General features: G+C 72.8%; 24 protein-coding genes. 13 read left to right on the forward strand and 11 right to left on the reverse strand.

Features of this window, described 5'->3' with window-relative positions; all coding sequences use genetic code 11:
- The first annotated feature begins 65 nt into the window (after positions 1–65).
- Together sigJ and JNB62_RS00875 are read left to right on the forward strand one after the other, a co-directional pair.
- Positions 66–947, forward strand: coding sequence for an RNA polymerase sigma factor SigJ (gene sigJ, locus JNB62_RS00870; protein WP_220298987.1), 882 nt, complete (start codon positions 66–68; stop codon positions 945–947).
- 26 nt (positions 948–973) lie between these two features.
- Positions 974–3,088, forward strand: coding sequence for a S9 family peptidase (locus JNB62_RS00875; RefSeq protein WP_220298988.1), 2,115 nt, complete (start codon positions 974–976; stop codon positions 3,086–3,088).
- Positions 3,089–3,105: 17 nt separating this feature from the next.
- Here JNB62_RS00875 and JNB62_RS00880 read toward each other — a convergent pair whose 3' ends face one another.
- Together JNB62_RS00880 and JNB62_RS00885 are read right to left on the reverse strand one after the other, a co-directional pair.
- Complete coding sequence (locus tag JNB62_RS00880) at positions 3,106–3,291, reverse strand: DUF1918 domain-containing protein (RefSeq protein ID WP_220298989.1); 186 nt, start codon at positions 3,289–3,291, stop codon at positions 3,106–3,108.
- 66 nt (positions 3,292–3,357) lie between these two features.
- The gene (locus JNB62_RS00885) at positions 3,358–3,582 is read right to left on the reverse strand and encodes a hypothetical protein (protein ID WP_220298990.1); all 225 of its coding nucleotides are present in this window, start codon (positions 3,580–3,582) and stop codon (positions 3,358–3,360) included.
- A 78-nt stretch (positions 3,583–3,660) separates the two neighbouring features.
- On the opposite strand from JNB62_RS00885, the gene JNB62_RS00890 reads away from it, so the two are divergent.
- Positions 3,661–4,578 carry an aldo/keto reductase gene (locus JNB62_RS00890; RefSeq protein ID WP_220298991.1) on the forward strand — a complete coding sequence of 306 codons (918 nt, stop codon included), beginning with the start codon at positions 3,661–3,663 and terminating at the stop codon, positions 4,576–4,578.
- A 2-nt stretch (positions 4,579–4,580) separates the two neighbouring features.
- Here JNB62_RS00890 and JNB62_RS00895 read toward each other — a convergent pair whose 3' ends face one another.
- From JNB62_RS00895 to JNB62_RS00905, 3 genes are all read right to left on the reverse strand, one after another.
- Positions 4,581–4,997, reverse strand: a complete 417-nt coding sequence (locus JNB62_RS00895; RefSeq protein ID WP_220298992.1) for a VOC family protein — start codon at positions 4,995–4,997, stop codon at positions 4,581–4,583.
- A gap of 116 nt (positions 4,998–5,113) precedes the next feature.
- Positions 5,114–6,133: a DNA-3-methyladenine glycosylase family protein gene (locus tag JNB62_RS00900; protein ID WP_220298993.1), complete on the reverse strand. Its 1,020-nt coding sequence runs from the start codon at positions 6,131–6,133 to the stop codon at positions 5,114–5,116.
- A gap of 87 nt (positions 6,134–6,220) precedes the next feature.
- Positions 6,221–6,961, reverse strand: coding sequence for a winged helix-turn-helix domain-containing protein (locus tag JNB62_RS00905; protein ID WP_220298994.1), 741 nt, complete (start codon positions 6,959–6,961; stop codon positions 6,221–6,223).
- Positions 6,962–7,420: 459 nt separating this feature from the next.
- Here JNB62_RS00905 and JNB62_RS00910 point away from each other — a divergent pair, with 459 nt between their 5' ends.
- The 4 genes from JNB62_RS00910 (at position 7,421) to JNB62_RS00925 (ending at position 8,993) form a co-directional block, all read left to right on the forward strand.
- Positions 7,421–7,855 (forward strand): nitroreductase family deazaflavin-dependent oxidoreductase, encoded by a 435-nt coding sequence (locus JNB62_RS00910; protein ID WP_220298995.1) that lies wholly within the window; start codon positions 7,421–7,423, stop codon positions 7,853–7,855.
- Positions 7,856–7,918: 63 nt separating this feature from the next.
- Positions 7,919–8,212, forward strand: coding sequence for a GNAT family N-acetyltransferase (locus tag JNB62_RS00915; protein WP_220298996.1), 294 nt, complete (start codon positions 7,919–7,921; stop codon positions 8,210–8,212).
- Between the two features lie 98 nt (positions 8,213–8,310).
- Positions 8,311–8,547 (forward strand): hypothetical protein, encoded by a 237-nt coding sequence (locus JNB62_RS00920; protein ID WP_220298997.1) that lies wholly within the window; start codon positions 8,311–8,313, stop codon positions 8,545–8,547.
- Positions 8,544–8,993: a hypothetical protein gene (locus JNB62_RS00925; RefSeq protein ID WP_220298998.1), complete on the forward strand. Its 450-nt coding sequence runs from the start codon at positions 8,544–8,546 to the stop codon at positions 8,991–8,993. Before JNB62_RS00920 ends, JNB62_RS00925 begins: the two co-directional genes overlap by 4 nt.
- Here JNB62_RS00925 and JNB62_RS00930 read toward each other — a convergent pair.
- The 3 genes from JNB62_RS00930 to JNB62_RS00940 form a co-directional block, all read right to left on the reverse strand.
- Positions 8,990–9,229: a hypothetical protein gene (locus JNB62_RS00930; protein ID WP_220298999.1), complete on the reverse strand. Its 240-nt coding sequence runs from the start codon at positions 9,227–9,229 to the stop codon at positions 8,990–8,992. The genes JNB62_RS00925 and JNB62_RS00930 overlap by 4 nt on opposite strands.
- Before the next feature lie 107 nt (positions 9,230–9,336).
- The gene (locus JNB62_RS00935) at positions 9,337–10,071 is read right to left on the reverse strand and encodes an alpha/beta fold hydrolase (protein WP_220299000.1); all 735 of its coding nucleotides are present in this window, start codon (positions 10,069–10,071) and stop codon (positions 9,337–9,339) included.
- Positions 10,072–10,073: 2 nt separating this feature from the next.
- Positions 10,074–10,634, reverse strand: coding sequence for a hypothetical protein (locus JNB62_RS00940; protein ID WP_220299001.1), 561 nt, complete (start codon positions 10,632–10,634; stop codon positions 10,074–10,076).
- Positions 10,635–10,773: 139 nt separating this feature from the next.
- On the opposite strand from JNB62_RS00940, the gene JNB62_RS00945 reads away from it, so the two are divergent.
- A complete protein-coding gene (locus tag JNB62_RS00945; protein WP_220299002.1) occupies positions 10,774–11,922 on the forward strand; it encodes an exonuclease SbcCD subunit D in 1,149 nt (382 codons plus the stop codon).
- Positions 11,919–14,954 carry an AAA family ATPase gene (locus JNB62_RS00950; protein WP_220299003.1) on the forward strand — a complete coding sequence of 1,012 codons (3,036 nt, stop codon included), beginning with the start codon at positions 11,919–11,921 and terminating at the stop codon, positions 14,952–14,954. Before JNB62_RS00945 ends, JNB62_RS00950 begins: the two co-directional genes overlap by 4 nt.
- 30 nt (positions 14,955–14,984) lie before the next feature.
- On the opposite strand, the gene JNB62_RS00955 is transcribed toward JNB62_RS00950, so the two are convergent.
- Complete coding sequence (locus JNB62_RS00955) at positions 14,985–15,542, reverse strand: phosphorylase family protein (RefSeq protein WP_220299004.1); 558 nt, start codon at positions 15,540–15,542, stop codon at positions 14,985–14,987.
- A gap of 436 nt (positions 15,543–15,978) precedes the next feature.
- Between JNB62_RS00955 and JNB62_RS00960 the strand changes: the two genes are divergently transcribed.
- From JNB62_RS00960 to JNB62_RS00970, 3 genes are all read left to right on the forward strand, one after another.
- Entirely contained in the window at positions 15,979–17,505 is a 1,527-nt protein-coding gene (locus JNB62_RS00960; protein ID WP_220299005.1) for an MFS transporter, read from the forward strand.
- Between the two features lie 171 nt (positions 17,506–17,676).
- Positions 17,677–18,906 (forward strand): Gfo/Idh/MocA family protein, encoded by a 1,230-nt coding sequence (locus JNB62_RS00965; protein WP_220299006.1) that lies wholly within the window; start codon positions 17,677–17,679, stop codon positions 18,904–18,906.
- 35 nt (positions 18,907–18,941) lie between these two features.
- Positions 18,942–19,961: a LacI family DNA-binding transcriptional regulator gene (locus tag JNB62_RS00970; protein WP_220299007.1), complete on the forward strand. Its 1,020-nt coding sequence runs from the start codon at positions 18,942–18,944 to the stop codon at positions 19,959–19,961.
- 28 nt (positions 19,962–19,989) lie between these two features.
- Here the strand turns inward: JNB62_RS00970 and JNB62_RS00975 are convergent, their stop codons facing one another.
- Together JNB62_RS00975 and JNB62_RS00980 are read right to left on the reverse strand one after the other, a co-directional pair.
- Complete coding sequence (locus tag JNB62_RS00975; RefSeq protein ID WP_220299008.1) at positions 19,990–21,450, reverse strand: lipase maturation factor family protein; 1,461 nt, start codon at positions 21,448–21,450, stop codon at positions 19,990–19,992.
- Between the two features lie 4 nt (positions 21,451–21,454).
- Positions 21,455–22,930 (reverse strand): phytoene desaturase family protein, encoded by a 1,476-nt coding sequence (locus JNB62_RS00980; RefSeq protein WP_220299009.1) that lies wholly within the window; start codon positions 22,928–22,930, stop codon positions 21,455–21,457.
- 137 nt (positions 22,931–23,067) lie between these two features.
- On the opposite strand from JNB62_RS00980, the gene JNB62_RS00985 reads away from it, so the two are divergent.
- Complete coding sequence (locus tag JNB62_RS00985) at positions 23,068–23,652, forward strand: hypothetical protein (protein WP_220299010.1); 585 nt, start codon at positions 23,068–23,070, stop codon at positions 23,650–23,652.
- Positions 23,653–23,743 lie beyond the last annotated feature (91 nt).

Consider the following 23,743-nt stretch of genomic DNA (forward strand, 5'->3'; position numbering starts at 1 on the left):
AGAATGTGAGCGAACCACCGCACATTCGCACGGCCCGCGTCGTCGACTCATCGAAACGGAATCGCATGCCGCACCTCGACGACCTCGAGAACGAGCGCGAGCCGCTCCTCGGGCTGTGCTATCGCATGCTCGGGACCGTCGCCGACGCCGAGGACGCGGTGCAGGAGACGTTCGTGCGCTGGCTGCGGCTGACGGACGCCGAACGGGCCGCGATCCGCAACCCCGCCGCGTGGCTGACGCGGGTCGCGGGACGCGTGTGTCTGGACATGCTCGGGTCGGCACGCGCGCGCCGCGAACGGTACGTCGGTGAGTGGCTGCCCGAGCCCGTGCCCGGCGACTCGCCGATCGCGGCACCCGCCCCCATCGACCCCGCCGACCGGGTCACGCTCGACGACTCGGTGTCGATGGCGCTGCTGGTGCTGCTGGAGTCGCTCAGCCCCGCCGAGCGGGTCGCGTTCGTGCTGCACGACGTGTTCGGCGTCCCGTTCGGCGAGATCGCCGAGTCGGTGGGCCGCAGTCCCGATGCCGTGCGGCAGCTGGCCTCACAGGCACGTCGTCGCGTGCAGCAGCACCGCGCCCGCGCCGCCTCGCGCGAGCAGCATGACGCCGTGACCCGCGCCTTCGCCGCCGCGACGCAGACGGGCGATCTGCAGTCGCTCGTGGCCGTGCTCGATCCCGATGTCGTCCTGCGGGCCGACGGCGGCGGTCGCGTGTCGGCCGCGCGACGGCCGGTACGGGGAGCGGATCGTGTGGCGCGCTTCCTCCTCGGTCTGCCGCGCCTGGAGCCGGACGCCGTCGTCGAGGCGGTCCGGACGCCCGACGGGCTGGGGCTGATCGCGACGCTCCGCGGCGAGCCCAGCGCGCTGTTCACCCTCGCTGTGCGCGACGGGCGGGTCGCCGACATCTACGTCATGCGCAACCCCGACAAGCTCTCGCAGTGGGGCTGATGCCCGGCCTCGGTTAGCGTGGACGCATGCCGACCCCCACCCCGTTCGACTCGCTCACCGACTACATCGCTCTTCCCCGGGTCGAGGCGGTGGCACTGTCTCCTGACGGCACGACCGCCGTGCTCACGGTCGCGGTCCTCAAGAAGGACGGCACGGGCTACGAGCGCGCGCTGTGGGCCGTGCCCGCCGACGGCGGCGGCACGCCGCGCCGGCTGACGCGCTCGGCGAAGGGCGAAGCGGGCGCGGCGTTCACCGGCAGCGGTGACATCCTGTTCGTCTCGGCGCGCCCGGACGCCGAGGGGGACGCGGACGACGAATCGGGGCAGCTCTGGCTGCTCCCGGCAGCCGGCGGCGAGGCCCGTGCCGTCACCCGGCTGGCGGGCGGCGTCGACGGCATCGCCGCGACGGCCTCGGCATCGGATCGGGTCGTGCTGGCGGCATCCCTTCTTCCCTCGTCCGAGACGATCGAGGCCGATGCCGCGCTGCGCGCGAAGCGCAAGGAGAAGAAGGTGTCGGCGATCCTGCACGACACCTACCCGGTCCGTTACTGGGACCACGACCTCGGTCCCGCCCAGCCGCACCTGTTCGCCGTCGAGGTCGGCGAGCTGGCCGACACGATCGCCGCCGTCGCCGAAGAGGCGGTGGGGGATGCCGCCGCCGCCGACGCGGACGCCGGGGCCTCCGCCGCCGACCCGAAGCCGTACCCGGCGACGCTGCCGCGGCCGCGCGATCTGACACCGCGGCCCGGACGCACGCTCGACCACGCCGAGGCCGTGCTCACGCCGGACGGCTCGACGCTGGTGGCCTCGATCGAGGTGCGCGAGCAGCGCGCCGGGCGCCGGGCGATCGTCACGATCGACACCGCCACCGGCGAGCGCACGACGCTGTTCGACGAGGTCGACGTCGACTTCGAGATGCCCGCCGTCAGCCACGACGGCACGCGCATCGCGTATCTGCGGACCGTCAAAAGCACCCCTGCAGGCCCGACCGACTACGAGGTGTGGGTCGCCGGCATCGACGGCTCGCAGCCGCGGCGCATCGCCGCGGACTGGGACCGCTGGGCGTCGTCGCTGGCGTTCGACGCCGACGACGAGGCGCTCATCGCGACCGCGGATCATGACGGCCGGGGGCCGGTCTTCCGCCTGCCGCTGGATGGCGGCGCGCCGGCGCGCCTCACCTCCGATGACTTCGCGTACACCCACGTCGCGGTCGACCGCACGAGCGGCGACCTGGTCGCCCTGCGCTCGTCGTGGGTCGTGCCGCCGCATCCGGTGCGCATCCGCCGTGACGGCACGGTGACTCCGCTCGCGACCCCGGCGCCGTCGCCCGCCGCGCCGGGCACCATCACCGAGATCGAGACGACCGCCGAGGACGGCGCCCGCGTGCGCGGCTGGCTGCTGCTGCCCGAGGACGCGTCCGCCGCGGCACCCGCGCCGCTGCTGCTGTGGATCCACGGCGGACCGCTCAACAGCTGGAACGCCTGGAGCTGGCGCTGGGCCCCGCTGCTGGCGGTCGCCCGCGGCTATGCGGTGCTGCTGCCCGACCCGGCGCTGTCGACGGGCTACGGGCTGGAGTTCATCGCCCGCGGCTGGAACAGCTGGGGAGCCAAGCCCTACACCGACCTGCTCGCGATCACCGACGCGGCGGAGGCCCGCGACGACATCGACGAGTCGCGCACTGCGGCGATGGGCGGATCGTTCGGCGGATACATGGCCAACTGGGTCGCCGGGCACACCGACCGCTTCCGCGCCATCGTGACCCACGCGAGCCTGTGGGCGCTCGACCAGTTCGCGGGGACCACCGACAGCTCGGAGTACTGGCAGCGCATCTTCACGCCCGAGGCGATGCTCGAGCATTCGCCGCACCGGTTCGTGGCCGACATCCGCACGCCGCTGCTCGTCGTGCACGGCGACAAGGACTACCGCGTACCGGTCGGCGAGGGACTGCGGCTGTGGTCGGAGCTCGCGGAGCACCACGCCGACGACGAAGGGCGCATGGCGCACCGCTTCCTGTACTTCCCCGACGAGAACCACTGGGTGCTGAAGCCTCAGCACGCCGTCGTCTGGTACGAGACGGTGTTCGCGTTCCTGGCCGAGCACGTGCTCGGCCAGGAGCCGGCGCGCTACGAGCTGCTCGGCTGACGGGCGCCCACCGGGCGTCAGCCGACGTGACGGACTTCGCAGTCGCTGCCCGGTGACAGGATCGCCTCGTGGCCGTCGTCGAAGCGCGCCACCAGCAACGGGCTCTCGGTGTCGCCGCGGACCTCGACGACCTCGCCGGCGCGCTCGGCAGCGCCCACGACGCGACCGTGGATGACCACGCGGTCACCGACGTTGGCGTGCATGCGGATCACCTCCTGGCGCTCACGATACGTCGCGTCGCGCGCGAGGGGTAGCCCCGTGGATGCCGCCTACAGCTGCGCCCCGTCATCGTCGCGGTTCTCGAGGCCGACGTTGCGCCCGCGCCATGACTCGTAGGCCATCAGCCAGCCGATCGAGACGGCCGCCGCGAGCACGATTCCCAGCAGCACATTGCCCCAGATGAGCCCGAACACGATGCCCAGGGTGAACATCAGGGCGGTGCCCAGTGCCCAGCCGGAGTGTCCGCGGGTCCAGCCCTTGCGCGTCGTCGTCATGCCGAAAGCCTAGAGCCGCCGCGGCCGCGGCGGGCGAGGGTCGATAGGTTGGGGGCACACCCACACGGAACGGATGCCATGACCCTCAACGTCAGCCCGCTCACCCTCGGCGCCTCCGGCCTCGGCCGCGACACCGAGCCCGGATCCGACGGCGAAGCGGCCGCCGTCGACATCGCCGTGCGCCTGCTCGCAAGCACGCACGCGTTCGTCGACACCTCGAACAACTACGCCGGCGGCCGGTCCGAGGCCGTCCTGGGGCTCGCCATCGCCCGCATCGGCGCCGATGCGACGACGCGCGTGATCTCGAAGGTCGACGCCGAACCCGCGACGGGTGTGTTCGACCGCGACCGCGTGATGCGCTCGTTCGACGAGACGACGGCGCGTCTGGGTGTGGACCGGCTGCCACTGCTGCACCTGCACGATCCGTACAGCGTGAGCTTCAGCGAGGCCATGGGCCCCCGCGGCGCCGTCGAGGGCCTCATCGAGCTGCGCGAGTCCGGCCGTGTCGATGCCATCGGCGTCGCCGCGGGGCCCGTGCCGTTCATGGCGCGCTACGTCGAGACCGGCGTCTTCGACGCCGTGCTCATCCACAATCGGTTCACGGTCGTCGACCGCTCGGCCGAGCCCGTGTTCGCCGACGCCCGCGAGCGCGGCATGACGGTGTTCAACGCGGCACCCTTCGGTGCCGGCATCCTCGCGACCGGTCCCCGGGAGGGCGCCATGTACGGCTACCGCCCGGCGACGCCCGAGCTTCAGGAGTGGGTCTCGAAGCTGGAGCGCGTGTGCGCCGCGCACGGTGTCACGTTGCCGGCGGTCGCGCTGCACTTCTCGCTGCGGTCGCCGCTCGTGGACTCCACGGTCGTCGGGGTCTCTTCCGCGGCGCGACTGGAGCAGCTCGACGCACTCGCGGCGTCGCCGATCCCCGACGGGGTGTGGGCCGAGCTCGATGAACTCGGCCCCGCCCCGTCGCCGGTCGACGACAGCGAGTACGCCTGACGTCAGGGCTGCTGCGCGTTCAGCGCGACCATCCAGTCGATGCCGAAGCGGTCGGTCAGCATGCCGAACTTGCCGCCCCACGGCGGCGTGTCATAGGGCATCGTCACCGTGCCGCCGTCGGCCAGCTTGTTCCAGTACTCCTGCAGCGACGCCTCGTCGTCGCCGCTGACCGACACCGAGATGCCCGCGGGCTTCTCGTACGTCATGCCGCTGGGGGTGTCGGCGCCCATCAGCACGAAGCCTTCGGGGCTGGTGAGCTGGGCGTGCATGACGAGGTCGTTCTCGGCCTGGTCCTGCACCATGCCGTCGAACTGGCCGAACGTCGAGATCTCGAGGTCGCCGCCGAACACGGTCTGGTAGAACGTCATCGCCTCCCGCGCCTGGTCGCGGAAGGAGAGGTAGGGATTGAGGCTGGGCATTTCGGAACTCCTGAAGGTGGACGGATGCCTCGCCCGGCCGCGGGGCATGGCCCAGTGTGCTCCGCCCCTCCGACATCGACAAGAGCCACCGGTGACGCTGCGATGACGCGCCGGTGTCACCGGGCGCGGTGGTCCTCCGGGTGCAGGCGCGGCGCCCGTCGCGGCTCCATCGCACCGCCGGCCCCGATGAGCCGGATGACGCGCTGCCGGTGGCCCGGCCATGCGGCAAGGAGCGCCAGCATCCCGTCGTCATCCGTGCGCGCGCCCGCGAGGGCGTAGCCGACGTGATGCGCCAGGTGGAAGTCGCCCACGCTCACCGCGTCCGCGTCGCCCAGCGCGCGGATGCGGGTCTCGGCCGAGGTCCAGGGACCGATGCCGTGCTGGCTGACCAGCACGCGGTCGACGGCCTCGCCGTCCTCGGCGGCCAGCACCGCGCTCACGATGGCGTCGCCGCGGCGGGCGGCGCGCACCACGGTCTTCGACTGCGGAGGCTCGAGTCCGGCTCGGTGCCAGATCCACGACGGCACGTGCTGCCACCCCTCGATCGTGGGCGGCGCGAACATCGGCTGCGGCGTCGGACCGGGAGCCCGCTCGCCGCACCATGTCACGACACGGCGCCACGCGCCGAACGCCTGCATGCCGGTGACCTTCTGCTCGAACACCGCGCTGACGAGGGCGTCGAACACGAGGTCGGTGCGCGAGAGGCGCAGGCCCGGGTTGCGGCGGTGCGCGTCGGCGATGAGGGGATGCCGCGACGCGTCGAAGCCCGTCGCATCGTCGTCCGCACCGCACAGCGCGGGCAATTGCGCCAGAGCCCACTCCCGCCCCGGACCCCAGGCGGCTGCCCGCACGACGCCGGGATGGGTCTCGCGGATCGCGAGGGTCGCCACGCCGGCAGGTGTGCGGGACGCGCGCCAGATCACCGACCCCGACACCGTCATGGTCGGGTCGCCGGCGCCGTGCCGCTGGTAGAGCACCGTGCGCCGCAGGTCGAGAGGGTGCCGGGGCCGGTACTCCGTCTCGAGCGGGCGCTCCGGCGCCGGACGCGGATCGCGCGCCGCCGGGCTCGCCGCGGTGTGGGCCGGGAATCGCCCCGCGTCCCTCGAGCGAGGGATGCGCGAGAGCGACGTGGTCATGCCGCCCACCCTACGCCGCGACCTCCGACATCGAGCATCGGGAAGGGCCGGGGACCGGCATCCACTCCCCGCACCGCAGCGGGGGCGTCAGAAGCGGTCGGGCGACGGCGTGCCGTGGCCGTACCGGATGACGACGTCGGCGTGACGGTCGAAGCGGTAGCCGACGCCGCGCACGGTGCGCACGATGTCTTCGTAGCGGCCGAGCTTGGCGCGCAGGCGGCGGACGTGCACGTCGATCGTGCGCTCGCCGGGGGCGTCCTCTTCGGAGGCGCCCTGCCACAGCGACGTCACGAGCTCGGTCCGCTCGATCGTGCGGCCCTCGCGCAGCACCAGATACTGCAGCAGCTCGAACTCCTTGAACGTGAACGCGGCCGATTCGCCGTCGATGAGCACGCGCTTGCGCGAGATGTCGACGACGACGCCGCCGGCCGCGCTCTCTTCGTCCTCGGGCTCCTCCTGCTTGGTGCGGGCGATTGCGGAAGGCTCGTGGAGCGCGAGGCGCACGACGTCGACGTCGCGGCCGCCCGACCCGACCGGCGCCAGCGCGACGGTGGCGTAGGTCTCGGCGGTGGGAGCGAGGTCGGCGAGGGTGCGGCGCAGCGCGTCGACGAGGACCCCGAGGCTGACGCCGCTGGCGGCGGCCTTCGCCTCGTCGATGCCGACGTACAGGGCGAAGCCGCGCGGGGCGGTGCCGGCAGGAAGCGCGCGTGCCGGTGCGGGCTCGGCGGGGGCGGCGGGCGTCTCGACGCGGGCGGGGTGGTTCACGGCGCGGAGGTGACGGACGGGAGCGGAGGTTGCGGGACGGTCGAGGAGTGCGGTGGTCGACATGATGATGGTCCTTGCGGAAGGAACCCGTATGACGGTGCCGGGTTCGGATGTGCTGCGGCCCTGATCGGCCGGGAGCCCGGGAGGGGCTGGTGCCCGACGTTGGGCGGTGTGCGAAGCGGATCCGGGTGCGCGTGATCGACGCACATGACCGGTGCTTCGGGGGACTCCATGCGATCCGTGTTCAGAAGCGGAGAAGGAGTCCGACGGGGGTCACCGTGCTAGTGGCACATTCGACAACACATGACAGCGCGGCCGGCCATCATCATGCCGGCAGTCCCGTTCGCCTCCCAGGCGGACAGAGAATGCGCGTTGTCAGTCATGTGGCCGATTATGACCGACTTTGTCGGAATACGTCAAATCGCCCGGATGCCGCGGCTCGAACGTGTCGGAATGTGACAGTTTGCTCAGTCTGAGGCGAGGGACGCGGTCGTCAGGGCGTCCGCGCAGTTTACTGGCAGCGTGCACACGCGACCCGGCCCGCTGAAACGGTGGTGGCTCGACCTCATCCAGCGGCGTCTCAATCCCTGGACGCTGGACCTCGCCCGGCGTGGCCGCGGCCCCTTCTCGCTCGTCCGGCACGTCGGACGCAAGAGCGGCAGGGTCTTCGAGACGCCCGTGATCCTCGGCGAGGCCGCAGGCGGCTTCGTCGCCGAGCTCACCTACGGCCCGGCGGTGAACTGGTACCGCAACATCGTGGCCGGCGAAGGATGGGTGCTGCACCGGCGGCAGTGGTACCGCATCGTCGCGGTCGAGCCGCTCGCGGCCGACGAGGGCCGGCGAGCGTTCGGCCGCGGCCCGCGGGCCGTGCTGACGATCCTGCGGCGCCACGAGTTCCGGCTGCTGCGGGTGGAGCTTCTCGACGGTCCGCCGCCGGAGCCGGACGGCACTGCCTGAGTGATCGCCGCGACATCCGCTGCAGTGCGCACCGACGTCCGCCGCCGGGCGTACCCTGTGCGGGTGAGCGAGCTGCGTTTCTCGAATGAGCCGGATGCCTCGCGGTACACCCTGCACCGCGGCGACGACCTCGTGAGCATCCTGGACTATCGCGACGACGGCCGGACCGTCGCCATGACCCGCGCGTACACCGTCCCCACCTTCCGGGGCCACGGCTACGCCGGAGAGCTGGTGGGGCGCGCTGTCGCGGAGCTGGAGAGCAGCGGCGACCGCAAGATCATCCCGGTGTGCTGGTACGTCGCCGACTGGTTCGACGAGAACCCCTCGCATCGCGGCATCCTCAACCCCCGCGCCTGACCCCTGCCGCGGCGTCGCGGTGCCGCCCCGCTCGTTGTCAACCCCATCCCGCCGCGCCGGCGCGCGACGGAGAGTGGAGGTCGACGAGAGGAGACGCCATGCGACGCGATGGATCCGAGAACGGCAGCCTTCCCGAGGGCGTGATCAACGCCGACCCCGCCGGCGGCTGGGAGGCCGTCGACGACCAGGAGTCGCGGGAGCGCAACATCGACGCTGATCCCGGACTGCTGACGGACGCCGCACTGCAGCCGGACGACCCGGTCGAAGGGGAGGCGGCCCGGCAAGGGGCCGATCCCGACCTGGTCGCCCCGGACGAGCGGGGGGAGCAGCCGTGACGACCCCTTCCCACGAAGACCGGCCCGAGCGTCCCCGCGACCAGGCCGGACACGAGAACGACAGCGGACAGCAGCCCGACCACGAAGCGGTGGGCGTCGGCGTGATCCACGGACCCGCGGCGCCCGGCACCGGAGAACCGCCCGAGGCGGCCGGCTCCGCGGCGGAGCCGACCACCGGCGCAGCCGGGGACGCGCTGGATCAGGACCAGGAGCGCCGCTTGCCGACCATGGCGGAGGACGACGCGGAAGGACTCGAGAAGGTGACGGGCATCGTCGCTCAGACCCGCCAGGACAGCGGCACCGAACCCCTCGACCGGATCGTCGAGGTGCTGCGCGACAGGCTGCAGCAGGCCGGCGTGGAGCTGCCCGACGGCGACATCGAGGAGCTCGCGCGCCAGGTGTCGACGGGTGACGCCCCCGACGACGGCGCCGACGGCCAGGGCTAGGCGACCGCGCAGCCGGCTGCGGCCTCGCCGTGCGCGTGGAGCCCGATGGGGCGCGGCCAGGCCGTCCGTTCCGGACGCGGCGCGACGACGGTCGTCCGCGGCTGCGGCGCGAAGGCGTCGAGGTGCGCCGGGGCGGCGGCGGAGCGCTCCCGGATCGATGCGAGGATCAGGCGTTCGTGCTCTCGAGTGCGGCTGTCGTGGTGGTACTGCTGTTCGGCGGCGTATACAGCGAACATGGCTTCCTCCGTTGGTTCGACAGGGGCAACCTACGCCGGGGGTCCGACATTGCCGGGCCGAGCCGGCCTGGCAGGAATCCGCCGCCAAGAGGCAGTCGGGCGAGGTGTCAGCGGCCTTCGGCGGCGAACGCGGTGATCAGACGCGCGGCGGGTGCGGCATCCCGGATCATCGTCTCGTGACCGTGACCCGCGACCTCGGCGTAGCGTCCGTCCGGAAGGCCCGCCGCGACGCGTCGGCACCAGGCCCGCGGTGCGACGAGATCCTCCTCGCCGCGGATCACCAGAGCGGGCACGTGCGCGCGGGCCAGCACGTCCTCCGGCCGGTGGATCAGCATCGCGCGCAGCTTCGCCCGCAGATGGGGCCCCGCCCGCACGTACTCCCGCGCACCGCGCACGATCACCCGGGGGCTCTCCACGGCGATGTCGCGCAGGAGCCGACCCAGCTGACGCGGAGCCGTCCGGGCCGAGGGGTCGACCGTCGGGCCGATGAGCACGATGCGCTCGACGACGTCGGGATGCCGCACCGCCACCTCGAGCACCACCTGCGCGCCCATCGAGTGCCCGATCAGCACCGCGCGACCCGCCACGCGCGCGCGCAGGTAGGCCGCGACGAGGTCGGCGGTGCGCTCCATGGTCAGCACGCGCGCGGGCTCGGGGGCTTCGCCGAACCCCGGCAGATCCACGGCGATGACCTCGCCGTCGCCCAGATGACGTGCCAGGTCGGCGAACACGGTGCGTCCCATGCCGATGCCGTGCACCAGGACGTAGACCGGGGTCCCCTCTCCGCGGCGCTCGGCGACGAGCGTCGCGCCGGCGTGCGCGAACCGTTCCGCCGCCCGCATGCTCAGGCGGCGCCCGGCTGGTCGCGCAGACCGACGCGATCGGGGATGTCGAACTGCACGCGGGGCAGCCACGACGACGGCTCGGGCCACGGTCGCGACGCCGGAAGGGCCCGCAGTCGCGCCCGCACAGCCGTGCCCGACGCCTCGACCGGCAGCACGCGCGACGGCGCGTGGTGCGCGAGGGCGCCCAGCCACCAGTGCCGCCACGTCCCCTCGATCGCCTCGGGGCCGGCCACCAGGTAGTAGTCGGGCATGACAGCCTCGCCCGATGCGAACAGCGACAGCAGCTCGTCGATCTCGGCCTCCAGCGACCCGAGGGTCGCTCGCTCCTCGTACAGCTCGACCCATGCCGCTCCGACGTGGACGAGCGGATCCGCGTCGTGCACGACGTAGGGAAGCGACACCGACGTCACGAGGTGGGCCGCCGTGGCCGGGTCGGCGTCGCGCAGCGACAGCGCGACCAGCGCAGGGAGGTCCGCGAGGCCGGTCAGCAGCTCGTCGCTGTCGGCGCCGACGAGGGCGACGACGGTGGACAGCGGGGCGGGGTCCGGGATGAGCGCCATGTTCCACGATACGTCCGCGCCGCCGTGTTGCGGCGGCGCACCCGCCGCGACGGGGCGTCCGGACACTCGTCGACCGGCGTGTTGCGGGCGCGCGGCCAGCCTCGGCGCGGATGTCGGTGCCCGAACGTACCGTGGCTGCATGCGGATCCTGCACACCTCGGACTGGCACATCGGGCGGTCGTTCCACGGCCACGCCACGCTCGATGCGCTGCGCGGCGTGCTCGACGCGCTGACCGCCCAGGTGCGAGAGCGCGACGTCGACGTCGTCATCGTCGCGGGCGACGTGTTCGACTCCGCCACGCCGGCCGCGGGCGCCTACACCCTTCTCACCGATGCGCTCCGGGGCATCGCGGACGCGGGTGCGACCGTCGTCGTCACGAGCGGCAACCACGACTCGGCCGCCCGTCTGGGGTTCCAGTCAGGACTGCTGCGCGACGGCGTGCACGTCCTCACGGACCCCTCTGCGATCGGCTCGCCGGTGACGGTGCACGACGAGCACGGCGCGGTGCACGTGTACGGCATCCCCTTCCTCGAGCCCGTGCTGATGCGCGGCGAGTGGCCCGGCGTGCGCTCCCAGGCCGACGTGCTCGCGCGCGCCATGGACATCGTGCGGGCGGATGCCGCCACCCGCGGCGGTCGCACGGTCGCGGTCGCGCACTGCTTCGCCGCGGGGGTCGAGCCCACGCCGCACCTCGAGCGCGACATTCAGCAAGGCGGTCTCGACATCGTGCCGCTGTCGACCTTCGCCGGCGTGGACTACGCGGCGCTGGGGCACATCCACGGGCGCCAGCAGCTCGCACCGCACATGCGCTACGCCGGGGCGCCGCTGCACTACAGCTTCGACGAAGGACACAAGCCGCGCGGTTCGTGGCTCGTCGAGCTCGGCGCCGACGGACTCGGTGAGGTGGAGTGGATGCCCCTCCCTGTGCCGCGCGTGCTCACGACGCTCACCGCGACCCTCGACGAGCTGCTGACGGACGAGCGCTTCGCCGCCCACTGCGACGACTGGGTGCGCGCCGTGTACACCGACGCGCTGCCGCAGCGCGAGCCGATGCGCCGGCTGCTGGCCCGGTTCCCGTACTGCGCCGAGGTGCGGCACACGCCGCCCGCCGGGCGCGCCCATCCGCCCCGCACCTACGCGGAGCGCGTCGCGAGCGCCCGCAACGACTCCGAGCTCGTCGACGCGTTCCTCGCGCACGTGCGCGACGGCGAGGGCGCCTCCGACCGTGAGGCCGAGCTTGTCCGCGAGCTGCTGGACGACCGCGTGCGAGCGGAGGCGTCGGCGTGAGGCTGCACCGGCTGGAGCTCACCGGCTTCGGGCCGTTCCGCGAGCGGCAGACCGTCGACTTCGACGAGTTCGCGCGCGAGGGCATCTTCCTCATCACCGGTCGCACCGGCGCCGGCAAGTCGAGCATCCTCGACGGCGTGTGCTTCGCGCTCTACGGCAGCGTGCCGCGGTACGAAACCGGCGACAAGAGGCTGCGCAGCGACCACTGCGAGCCGGAGGACCCGACCGAGGTGCGGCTGGAGTTCACGGTCGGCGACCGGCGCTGGAGGGTCACGAGGGCCCCGGACTATCAGCGGCCGGCCCGGCGCGGCGGCGGCATGACGACCGAGCCGACGCGCGCCGAGCTCGAAGAGCTCGTCGAGGGGGAGTGGATCGGGCGTGCGGCCAAGCCGCGCGAGGTCGGCCTGCTGCTCGACGAGGTGCTCGGGCTCAGTGCGCAGCAGTTCCAGCAGGTGATCCTGCTGGCGCAGAACAAGTTCTCGCGGTTCCTGCTCGCGTCGGGCGGTGAGCGCCAGTCGCTGCTGCGCGCGCTGTTCGGCACCCGCCGGTACGAGGAGTACACGCGTGAGCTCGGTGAGCGCGGCAAGCGCGCGCAGCAGGAGGTCGAAGCGCTCGGCGAGCGTGCCCGGACGCTCCTCGACCAGGCGGAGCGTCTCGTCGCGGCGAGCGACCTCGGCGCCACCGCGGAGGGCGCCGAGGACGCGGTCGATGCGGCGTCCGACTCCGGAGCGCCGCGCGATCTCGCGGCACGTCGCGCAGCCGTCGAGCTGGCGCTGCAGCGTGCGGCGTACCGCCTTGAGACGGCGACCCATCAGCGCGCCGACGCCGAGGCCGCGCGTGCTGCCGCCGAGGCCGCGCATGCCGCCGTTGTGGCCTTGGCGAAGTCGCAGGGCGAGCTGGCACGCGCGCGCGAACGGCTGTCGGCGCTCGAAGATGCTGCCGACGTCGTCGCCGCCGACCGTGCGACCCTCGACGACGCCCGCGCCGCCGAGGCGCTGCGCGCGCCGCTCGACGCCGCACGCCGCGCCGAAGCCGCGGCAGCTGCCGCCTCCGCCGCCACGATCACGGCCGACGATGCGTGGCACCGCGCCGCGGCCGACATCGGAGCGGATGCGGACGGCGAGCTCGACGCGATCATCGAGCGGCTCACCGGCGATCTCGCGGTCTGGACGGCGGCTCTGGCCCAGGAGTCCGCGCTCGCCGAGCAGCGCGTCGAGTGCGAACGCGCCACCGCGGACGTGGTGCGCCTGGAGGCAGACGTCGTCGCGCTCGACGCCCAGCGCGCCGCGGTACCCGCCGAGCTCGCGCGTATCGAGGCCGAGCTCGCGGACGCCCGAGAGCGTGCGGCGCTCCTCGATCCAGCGCAGGAACGGCGCGCCGAGGTCGCCGCGCGCCTCGTCGCGGCCGAAGAGGCTGCCGGTCTGGCCGACACCCGCCGGGCGGCCGAGCTCGCGCATCGGGATGCGGCGGCCGCGGCATCCGACACGGCGGCTCAGGTCGCCGCACTGCTGCAGCGCCGCCTCGACGGCTACGCGGGCGAGCTCGCGACGCACCTCGTCGACGGCGAGGCGTGTGCGGTCTGCGGAGCCACCGAGCACCCGCGCCCCGCCGAGCCCTCGCTCGAGCCGGTGACCGATGAGCTGCTGGCCGCCGCGGAGGCCGCACGCGACCGGGCCGCCGCCGCCGAGCGCACGGCGTCCGACGTTGCCCGCAGCGCGCGCGAGCGCCATGCCGAGGCGACGGCGCGTGCCGGGGGAGAGTCCGTCGAGGCGCTTCGCGACCGGCTCGAAGCTGCCGTCGTCGAGGTCGCCGCAGCGGAGCAGGCCGGGGCCCGGCGAGACACGCTGGCCTCGCAGCTCGCCGAGCTGGCCGCCCTCGACGCCGAGGCCGAGGCTTCGCGAGCCGTGCTGCTCGAAGCCCTGGCCGCAGCCCGCACACAGGTCGAGGTCCTCACCGCGACGATCGAGGCCACGCAGGCTGTGGTCGACGAGGCCCGCGGCGGGTACGAGACCGTCGCCGCCCGCGTCGCGCAGGCCACGGCGTCGAGGGATGCCGCACGCGCCGCCTCCCGCGCGCGCGATGACGCCGCACGCGCGGCTGTCGCGCTCGACGCCGCGCGGGCCGACGTGGCCGACCGGGTCGCGGCATCCCCCTTCGCCGACGCCGAGGCCGCGACGGCCGCACTGCGCGACCCGTCGGCCGTCGCCGCACTGGCGACGCGCATCGCCGAGCACGACAGCCAGCTCGCCGCGGTCCGCGCGCGCCTGCTCGAGCTCGAACTGGAGCTCGCCGGGGCGCCGGACGGCCCCGTCGACACGGCGCAGTCGCAGACGACGCTCGACGCCGCCGACCGGGCGCGCACCGAGGCGCTCGAAGCAGAGCACAGCGCACGCTCGCTGGTCGCCGCACTGCGCGACCTGGGGATGCAGATCGACGACGCCTACGCGGGGATCGGCGTGCGTGCCGACGAGGCCGCCGCCATCGTCCGCCTGGCCGACACGCTCGCGGGCCGCGCCCCCAACACGATGAAGATGGACCTCGAGACGTTCGTGCTGGCCGCCGAGCTCGAAGAGATCGTCGCCGCGGCCAACGTCCGCCTGGCCGACATGTCTTCGGGCCGCTACCGTCTGCAGCACACCGACGCACGCGCGGCGCGCGGTGCGGCATCCGGTCTGGGACTGGAGATCCTCGACGGGTTCACCGGCCAGGCGCGCCCGGCGCAGTCGCTGTCGGGGGGCGAGACGTTCCTCGCGTCGCTCGCCCTCGCGCTGGGGCTCGCCGAGGTCGTCACCTCTCGCGCCGGGGGCGTGCGGCTCGACACCCTGTTCGTCGACGAGGGCTTCGGCTCGCTCGATGACGACACGCTCGACCTCGCCATGCGCACGCTCGACGAGCTGCGCCAGGGCGGGCGCACCGTGGGCGTCATCAGCCACGTCGCCGCGATGAAGGAGCTGCTGCCCGCGCAGCTCGCCGTCGAGGCGACGCCGCACGGCCCGAGCGTCATCCGTCAGGCATCCGTCGTCGCGCACTGAGGCCACGCCGGGCGCCCAGCGCGCGGTGTTTCAGACCCCGTACTCCTCCCGGAGATGGTCGCGAAGCTGGTGGCTGCACGCGGTGACCGCGGCGTGCCAGTCGGTGATCGCGCCGTCCTGCGCGCGATCCGAGACCGCCTTGAACACGCGGATCGGCACGCCGAAGCGCTGCGCCACCCAGATGTAGGCGTAGGTCTCCATGTCGACGAGGCTCGCGCCGAGCGGCCGGATCACGGCCACCGCCTCGGCGTCGTCCACGAAGTGGTCGCCGGTCGCGATGGCGACGCCCTCAGGGCCGACCTCGACCCGCGCCGGCAGTGACACGTGCTGGCCGACGATGCCGTCGATGTCGGTCACGTCGTGCTGGATCGCCGCCGAGATCTCGTAGACGGATGCCTCCAGCCGGGCGTCGATCGCGCCGGCGGTGCCGACCACCACGATCTCGTCGTAGGTCGCGGCGTCCAGCGCGCGCGTCAGCGCGTACGTCGCCTGCAGCTTGCCGGGACCGGTGACGAGCCGGGCGAACCCGGGCAGCTCCGGCTCGAAGGCGACGAGCTCGGACTCGAGGGCGGCGACGAGAAGTCTCATCCGTCCATTCTCGCGTGCCGCCGTGCGGTCTTGGCGAGTCGCCACGTTTCGCGCCGGCCGGGCGGCGTTCCTGGCGACTCGCCAAGAACGTGGGGCGGGCGGCGTGGGCGTGAAGGCCGAGTCGTCGGGGCGGACTTCGTCGGACGTGGCGAGTCGCCACATTCGCCCGGGTGGGGATCGCCAGGTTCGCCGGGGTGGGGCTGCCGGTCGTGGCGAGTCGCCAGGTTCGCCGGGGTGGGGCTGCCGGTCGTGGCGAGTCGCCAGGTTCGCCGAGGTGGGGCTGCCGATCCTGGCGAGTCGCCAGGAACGCGCTGCCGCGGCACCCGTGCAGACCAAAGCCCGAGCCTCCGCCGCGCAGTCCCGACCAACGACGGTCGACGCCCACCGCACACTACATCGCCCCCTCCGCCGAGAGCACGGGGATAGCCTGAAGACGATGTCGACCTCAGATCAGCCCCGCACCGGCAAGGCGACGCCGGCGACGACCGCCGTCATCCCGTTGAGCTCCGGTGCCCGGTGGCGGGCGTTCTGGGTGTGTGCGGCGGTGGCGGCGATCACGATCCTCGACATGACGAAAGTGAACGTCGCCCTGCCGTCGATCGGCGAGGTGCTCGGCGCCGGTTCCACCGAGCTGCAACTCATCGTGTCGGGGTTCGTGCTCACCTTCGGGCTCACGCTGGTGCCGATGGGGCGGCTCGGCGACCAGCGTTCGCGCCGCACCCTGTTCGTCGTCGGCCTGTCGCTGTACACGCTGACGAGCATCGCGTGCGCGCTGGCGCCGACAGCCGGCTTCCTGCTGGTGGCGAGACTGCTGCAGGGTGCGGCCGCCGGCGTGCAGATGCCGCAGGTGATCGGCATGACGCAGGAGCTCTTCCAGGGCAAGGAACGCGGCCGCGCGTTCGGCCTGTTCGGGGCGACCATCGGTGTCGCGACGGCCTTCGGCCCGACGCTCGGCGGCCTGCTGATCGCGCTCGGGGGTCCGACCGACGGCTGGCGGCTCATCTTCTGGATGAACGTTCCGCTGTGCCTCATCGCCATCGCCCTGGCGCTCTGGCTGCTGCCCGACACGCGCACGCGGTCGCAGCGCCCCGTGCAGCTCGACCCGGTCGGGGTACTGCTGTTCGGCCTGAGCGTCGTGTCACTGATGTGGCCGTTCCTGTTCACGACCGGCGCGCCCACCGACAACCCGGCGAGATGGTGGATACTGGCGGTCTTCGCGCTGTTCGTCTCGGCGTTCATCGCGTGGGAGCGGCGCTACGCCTCGCGTGGCCGGAGTCCGCTGCTGCCGCTGAGCCTGTTCGGCGTGGAGTCGTTCCGCAACGGCACGCTGCTGCAGACCGCGTACTTCACCGCGACGCCGGCGATGTTCCTCGTGACGACGCTGTACCTGCAGCTCGGGCTGGGCCTCGCCCCCGTGTACGCCGGGATGGTGTCGATCGGCTTCGCCCTGGCCAGCGCCATCACGTCGTGGGTCGGCGGAAACCTCGTAACCACGCACGGTCGCATCGTCGTGGTGTGGGGACTGGTCGGCGTGCTCGTGTGCGTGGCCGGCCTCGTGCTCACGGCGCTGTTCAGCGATCCTGCCTGGACGCCGTACCTCGCAGCGGCGGTGATGACGGTCGGCGGCGCGGGCGGCGGTCTGGTCATCGCCCCCAACCAGACGCTCACCCTGGCCGACATCCCCGTCAAGCAGGGCGGCCTCGCCGGCTCGGTCGGGCAGCTGGGTCAGCGCATCGGCGCCGCCGTCGGCACGGCTGTCGCCCTGTCGATGTTCTACGCAGCGATCTACCGCGAGTCCGGCTCGCACGACGACCTCGTGGTCTTCCATGACGCGTACGCGTTCGGGATGCTGTCGGTCGGCGTCTTCCTGGCGCTCGCGTTCCTCGTGGCCATCGTCGACCTCACCGCTCGCCGCCGTCAGCGTGCCGGCGATGTGGCCGAGACCGGCGGCCTCGTCCCCTGAGTGCGGGACGGGCGGGATCCGTCCTTCGCCGGTTCTGCAGGTGACGCGCGTAGAACCCGTTTCACTCCATGATTCCGGTCGACCCAGACTACAGGTTGACGCGCGTAGACTCCGCGTGACAGACTCCCCGGGAGTCGGCACCGGGCCGACCCGCAAGCATGAGGATTCGCCATGGCTTTCTCCCTGGGCATCGTCGGCGCCGGCCAGTTCGCCGGGCAGTTCGCGACCCTGTTCCACCACCACCCCCTCGTCTCAGCGGTGTACGCGACGGATGTGCTCGCGGACCGCGCAGACGCCCTCGTCGCGCAGACCGGGATCGCCGGTACCTTCGAGAGCTTCGAGGCCATGCTGGCGTCCGACGCCGTCGACGCCGTCGCGATCTTCACGCAGCGATGGACGCACGGACCCCTCGTGGTCAAGGCGCTGCGCGCGGGCAAGCACGTGTATTCGGCGGTGCCGATGGCGATCAGCGTCGAAGAGATCGCCGCGATCATCGACGCGGTCCGAGAGACCGGCCTCGTCTACATGATGGGTGAGACGAGTTACTACAACCCCGCCACGGTGTTCGCCCGCGGCAAGCTGCAGGCCGGGGAGTTCGGGCGCCTGTTCTATGCCGAGGGGGACTACGTGCACGACATGGACCTCGGCTTCTACGACGCCTATCGCTACTCCGGCGGTGAGAACTGGAAGTCGACGGCCAGCTACCCGCCCCTGTGGTACCCCACGCACTCGATCGGCGGCGTGCTGGGCGCGTGGCCGACGCACGCCGCCGCGGTGTCGGCCGTGGGCGTCGTCGACGATCGCGGCGACGGGGTGTTCGACCGGGCGATCAGCCAGTTCGGCAACGACTTCTCGAACGCGACGGCGCTCTTCGAACTCGCTGCCGGCGGGTCGATGCGGATCAACGAGTTCCGCCGCGTCGGCTTCCCCTCGCATCGTCGCGAGTCGCGGTTCCGCTGGTTCGGCACCGACGGTTCGTTCGAGCAGGTCACGACGGCGTCGTTCTGGCAGACCCGCGACAGCGTCGAGGACGTCTCGAGCCTCATCGATACGCGCGCGTCGCTGTCGCTCGACGACCCTTCGCTCGCGAACGTGTCACCGGCACTGCGTGACGCATTCGTGTCGGGGTACGCCGCGATCCACGACATCGAGCGCGTGCCCGCCGAGCTGCGCGGCCTGCACAACGGCCATGAGGGGAGCCACCACTTCCTCGTCGACGACTTCGCACGTGCCGTAGAGTCGAACCTGCTCCCGCCGGTGAACGCGTGGACCGCCGCGCGCTTCACGCTGCCGGGGCTCATCGCGCACGAGTCGGCACGGCGTGGCGGTGAGCGGCTGATCATCCCCGACTTCGGCGATGCGATCGGGCCGGTCGCCACTCTGGAGGTCGCCACCGCGTAGGCCGGGCCGGCGGGCCGCCGGTGAGAGGAAGCCGAATGGTCCAGCATCCCAAGCCCCGCAACGTCACACGCGCCGACGTCGCGCGCCTGAGCGGGGTGAGCACCGCCGTCGTGAGCTACGTGCTCAACAACGGGCCGAAACCCGTCGCGCCCGCCACGCGGGAGCGCGTGCTCGAGGCCGTGCGGGCGCTCGGATATCGGCCGAACGCGGCGGCCCGTGCGCTCTCGCGGGGCACGGCCGACACCATCGGGATGATCGTCGTCGACAGTCGCAGCCCGTTCTTCGCACAGTTCCTGCACGCACTGGACGCGGCGAGCGTACGCCACGACCGGTCGATGCTCATCGTGAACAGGGACCGCGAGCGGCAGTCGGCCGTCGAGCAGGTGCACGACCTCGTCGCCCGACAGATCGGCGGACTGATCATCGCCGATGTGATCGGCGACGCGGAGCAGCAGGTCATCGCCGCGCTCGGCATCCCCACGCTGCTCATCAACCAGTACGGGGGCGCCGGCGGTGCGCTCGGGGCGATGGGCGTCGACTTCCGTGCCGGTGCCGAGCAGGCCGTCCAGCATCTGGTCGCCCACGGCTACCGCACCATCGATTTCGTCGGCGACGCGGCTGCGATCGATCAGCGCGAGCGCGGGTGGGCGGACGCCCTCCGCGAGGCGGGCCTTCCGCTGGGAAGGAGCGTGCACGCGTCGTTCTCGTACGAGGGCGGGTTCGCCGCGGGGCGCGCCATCGCGTCTCGCGCGACGCGGCCGCGAGCGCTGTTCGCGGCATCTGACCAGATCGCCATCGGGCTCCTCGCCGCGCTGACGGACGCCGAGCTGCGCGTTCCCGACGACATCGCCGTCGTGTCGTTCGACGGCATCGTCGAGGCGGCGTACGCCCGGCCCGCACTCACGACCGTCGCGCAGCCCATCGTCGAGATGGCGGATGCCGCGATCCGCCGCCTCGTCGCCGACGACGCCGAACCGGGCTTCACGACCTTCGACGCGACGCTCGTCGTCCGCCGGTCGTGCGGATGCGACGACGGACTCGTCGGCGGCCACTGACGCCCACGCGATCGCGGGACGCACAGTCTCACTCGCGCAGCGACGCCGGCCCCAGCACGGGACGACGCCGGTCGCGCACCCAGCGCGCGTGCGTCTCGCGGAACTCCGCGCGCGTCGTGAAGCGGTACCGGTACGACACCGCCCGCACCCACCGCGGCCTCTCGCCCGCGAAGGGATCGTGCGCGAGCAGGCGCAGGGTGGCGGCATCCCCTTCGAGGAGCTTCACGAGGAACGCCGTGAACCAGTCGTCGAGCGACCGCCCGAGCGGCAGGAACCACATGAGCCAGTCCAGGCGCAGGTGGTACGGCGCGAACTGACGCGGGATGCGCCGCAGGTCGCCCGGCTTGCCCTTGAACTCGTACTCGTGCCACGTCGCCGTCTGCGGGTCGTCGTCCAGCGTGCCCTCGACGACGATCTCGATGCGCTCCTTCGTGACGGTGCCGAACGCGCCGTACGCGTTGGCGAGCTGAAAGCGGTTGAAGCTCGCGTTCATCAGCTGGCGGCGTGCGAACAGGTTGCGCAGCGGCGCCCAGCTGAGCCACACGTACAGCAGCGCGACCGCCGATGTCACGACGACCCAGTACAGGGGGAGCGCGGGTGCCGCACCGTCGGCGCCTCGTCCGCCGATGCCCGGCAGCCCGATGGCCGAGAACGCGAGCACGATCGTCATCCAGTTGAGCCACGCGAAGTTGCCGGTGACGACGAGCCAGGCCTGTGTGGCGATCACGATCCCGGCGGCGACCGCTCCCACGATCGCGGGCACCGGACCGGGCACCCACAGGCCGAGGATCGGCGTGAACAGGAACCACGGCACGACGAGCTGCGCGAAGTGGTTGCCGAGCACCTCGCCCTTGTGGAACCAGCGGGGGAGCAGGTGCGCCTGGCGGCTGAGGGGACCGGGCATGGGCTGCGTCTCGTGGTGGTAGGTGAGCGCCGTGAGGTCGCGCCACTCGCTTCCGCCGCGGATCTTGATCATGCCGGCGCCGAACTCGAGCCGGAAGACGAGCCACCAGAACAGCACGATGACGACGGTCGGCGGCGGCTGGTCGTCCGAGCCGAGGAACGCGGCGAGGAACCCCGCCTCCAGCAGCAGCATCTCCCACCCGAAGCCGTAGAACGTCTGGCCGATCGACGTGATCGACATGTACCCCAGCCACAGCGCGAGGAAGCACAGCATCGGCACCCACGGCGGACCGAGTTGAGGGATGCCGGCGGCCAGCGCGCCGGCTACCCCGACGCCGCCCGCGCACAGCGCGACCAGGCGGCGGTCGGTGTACCGGAGGTACCGGAAGACGGTGGGATGCAGCATCCACTTCTTCCGTGTGTGCGCCCAGGCGAGCAGCTCGGGAGCGGGCAGCAGGCCGCGCTCGCCGAGGAGCGGGCGGAACTGGTTCAGCGTCGAGACGAAGGCCACGACGTACAGCGCGGCGATGCCCCGCTGCAGCACCTGCCGTGCGAACTCGAAGTCGACCGCTGCCAGTGCGTCCATCGCGTCACCCGCCGAAGAGATCCTCGAGCTCGCGGCGCTCGCCGCGGCCGTGGCGCGCGGCGTCGCGCATGGCCTGCCGTGCGGCATACCAGCCGGGCATGCCGGTGACGCCCGGCCCGGGAGGTGTCGAGGCCGACGCGAGGTAGACGCCCCGCAGCGGCGTGCGCCAGGGCGTCGTCGACACGACCGGACGGCGGATGGCCTGCGCGAACGTGAACGCGCCGCCGAGGATGTCGCCGCCGATGTCGCACGGGTTGAACGCCGTGCGCTGGGCGGCCGTCATCGCGTGGCTGGCCAGGATGTGGCGGCGGAAGCCCGGTGCGAAGCGCTCGACCTGACGGACGACGAGCTCGGTCGGGTCGAGCGTCGATCCCGACGGCACGTGGATGTACGCCCACAGCACGTGCTTGCCCGCCGGTGCTCGAGTCGAGTCGAGCACCGACGACTGCACGGCCAGCACATACGGCCGCTCGGTCATGCCGCCGCGGGCCACCGCGTTCTCGCTCGCCGCGATCTCGTCGCGGGTGCCGCCGAGGTGCACGGTGGGCGCGAGCGCGACGTCGGGGTGCGCCCATGGCACCGGCGCGTCGAGGGCGAAGTCGACCTTGGCGGCGGCCGCGCCGTACCGGTAGCGCCGGATCGCCTCGGCGTACTGCTGCGGAAGGCCGGGGTGCGTCAGCAGCAGCCGCGGGGTCGTGTCGAGCAGCAGCAGATCGCCCGCCTCGGGGTCGCCCCAGTCGAGGGCGGCGAGATCCGCGACGTGGTGCCGGGTCTCGACGGTGCCGCCGTGCGCGTAGAGGTCCGCGACCAGCGCGTCGGCGATCGCCTGCGCCCCGCCGCGCGGGAACGCCCACCCGTCGGCCGTGTGCGCGTGCGCCGCCAGGAACAGTCCCGACGCCGCCGCACCCAGTGACGGCAGGCGCGTGTTCGCGTGGGCCAGCACGCCGGCCAGCAGCGCGTCGGCCTCCTCGGTCGCGAACGTGCTGCGCCCGAGCGGCGACCCGAGCTGCAGGGCGCGCAGGCCGAACCGCAGCGCCGTGACGGGATGCCGGGGCACTCGCAGCAGCTGCGAGCCGGTGAAGTCCACGAGCGCGCCGAGGTGGCGGCTGAGCGGCCGCAGCACGCCGCGCCACGCGCGCGCGTCGCGGCCCAGCGCGTCAGCCGTGCGCTCCAGATCGCGCCACGCGATCGCCGCCCGCCCGCCGTCGAGCGGCTGCGCGTACGACGCACGCGGATGGATCCACTCGATGCGCTCGCCGAGGCCGAAGGCGCGGAAGAAGGGCGACGACAGCGCCGCCGGGTGCACGGTCGAGCCCACGTCGTGGCGGAAGCCGGGGAGCGTCAGCGCTGCGGTGCGGGTGCCGCCGCCGACGGTGGAGGAGGCCTCGAGGACGCGCACGTCGTACCCGGCGCGGCCGAGTGCGACCGCCGCCGCCAGGCCGTTCGGCCCGCTTCCGACCACCGTGGCACGTCTGGCCATGCCCCCATCCTCCCACCGGACGCGCGACCCCGCTGAGGTGCCGAGATCGGGCGGGCGAGTCCGCGTGGCGACCTTCCTCGCGACCCGGGGCAGGGACAGGATGGAGGGGCGGACGGTCCGCGGAGATGAGGTGGATCATGCAATCGGTGCTTCTCGACACTCCGGACGGGATCACGGCGCGACTGGGCTGGGACCCGAAGCTGCCCGAGCACGACCGCAAGCGTCAGCTGGCGAAGGAGCTCGTCGCCGCCCGCCTCGGCGTGGAGCCGACGGACGTCCGCGTCGAGCGCGAAGCGCCCGGCACGTTCGGCTTCCACACGCAGTTGATCGCCGAAGTCGCCGGCCAGGAGGTGCCGCTCAAGATCCGCAACGCCAGCTTCCGCGCGGCGACCGTCGTCGCGCTCGTCGACCCGGCGGCGCAGCTCGGGATCGATCTGCGCGACGCGCACCCCGACGACAACGAGCTGCACGTCATGCAGCGGCACTCGCACCTGTTCGCCACCGACGAGGGCGACCTCCCCAAGCTCCTCGCGCATTGGACCCGCGTCCAGGCGGTGCGCGACGCCGACGGCCGCGGCGCGCGCGTGGCCGCCGATCACGTGCGGCTCGACAGCCCGCTCGCGAAGGGCTGGATCCCCGACCGCAAGGTGCAGTACCGCCTCGTCGACGTGTCGCGCGACAGCTGGATCATCACACTGGCCTACGCACCGGCGCCGGCCTGAGCCGGGGCGGGCAGGCGTTTCGTCTCCGCGCGCCCAGATCTCGGTCGTTGAGCGGAGCGACGAAGGAGCGAAGACGAAACGCTCAGGCCGC

This window comes from Microbacterium jejuense, from assembly GCF_019511665.1.
GTDB classification, from domain to species: domain Bacteria; phylum Actinomycetota; class Actinomycetes; order Actinomycetales; family Microbacteriaceae; genus Microbacterium; species Microbacterium jejuense_A.